2 protein-coding genes are annotated in these 1,139 nt (G+C 61.6%); one reads left to right on the forward strand and one right to left on the reverse strand.

Translation table 11 applies throughout. The features are described from left to right. Nucleotides 1-242, forward strand: a 242-nt coding sequence (locus AWB78_RS42710; RefSeq protein ID WP_198399512.1) for a transposase, incomplete at its 5' end; no start/stop codon positions are given. Nucleotides 243-827: 585 nt separating this feature from the next. On the opposite strand, the gene AWB78_RS42715 is transcribed toward AWB78_RS42710, so the two are convergent. After that, nucleotides 828-1,139 (reverse strand): transposase (locus tag AWB78_RS42715; protein ID WP_157697917.1); only part of this gene is annotated, 312 nt, incomplete at its 5' end.

Below are 1,139 nucleotides of genomic sequence, written 5' to 3' on the forward strand. Positions count from 1 at the left end.
TGAAGGTCGATGCCCGGAAGCGCCCGCTATGCGCCGCGATGGCCGACAAGTTTACTTGTGCGCAAACTCAGGCGGCCTATCGAAAGCGCAAATGGCTGTCCGAACCGCCGAATGCCTGGGTAAAGAGCGTTCTCGGATTTCGACAATTCAGCATGCGTGGACTGGCCAAGGCACAGGCCGAATGGAAACTCGTCTGCGCGGCGCTGAACCTACGCAGAATGTCGAAAATGACGCCTGCGTAAGTCCCGAAGGGGACAACATTGCCCTGATTTCGCCGCCGGGAAAGCCACTTTTGCGCGCAATGGCGGCCCAAACCGCAATCGGCGTTGACGCCCGCACGATGTGGCGTCAGTACCGGCAGCTCAAATCCTGTCTGCCGCGCGGATTCCTTCTATGAGCAGTAATTTGTCAAGGCCCGCTCGCGAATCGTCGATTACTTCCTCCACATCTCCTTGCGAGTGGGGTCAAGGGCAGGCCGGAGCCTGGCGTAGCGAGCCTTTGACACTCGGAAGAGGCGATATGCTGTCGTATGTTGGTGAGCGCGCGGTATTGCGCTCGCCAACTGCGGCAATCGAATTCACGTCCCCCCTGCCTGAAGCCCGTGGCGCTCGTGAGATGATCCAACGTCCCACAACCTTCTATCCGCTGGCCCGGTTCGCCAGCCCTATCCTGCATGCGCGCTGCGCCGGAGTCTTGTCCGGGTGACGTGCCCCATCTAGAAATCGGTTGCGTCGGCAACCCAGGAGTCCGACGGGCATGTCCACTTCAACCATGGGAACAACAAGTGATCCGATTGTCGCGGCATCACTTTCGCTATGCATACGAGGTCAGAGGGGTTTCATCTGCGCGCCCTCAGGAATAACGCCGTGCTTCAGGTAGCGCCATAGTGCAATCACCAGTCGCCGTGCGACAGCGACGATGGCGATGCGCCGCGCGCGGCGGTTCGGCCCCGTGCCCTGCGTGCGCTGGTTGAACCACTGTGTCAGTGCACTGCCGGGCTGGTAGCGCAGCCAGGTCCACGCCATCTCGATCAGCAGCGCGCGCACCCGTCGGTTGCCCTGTTTGCTGATCCCCTGGTCGACCTGGCTTTCGCCGCTGTCATAGGGCTGCGGCACCAGGCCGACGCACGCGCCCACCTG

Origin of the sequence: Caballeronia calidae (assembly GCF_900044055.2) — a bacterium.
GTDB lineage: Bacteria > Pseudomonadota > Gammaproteobacteria > Burkholderiales > Burkholderiaceae > Caballeronia > Caballeronia calidae.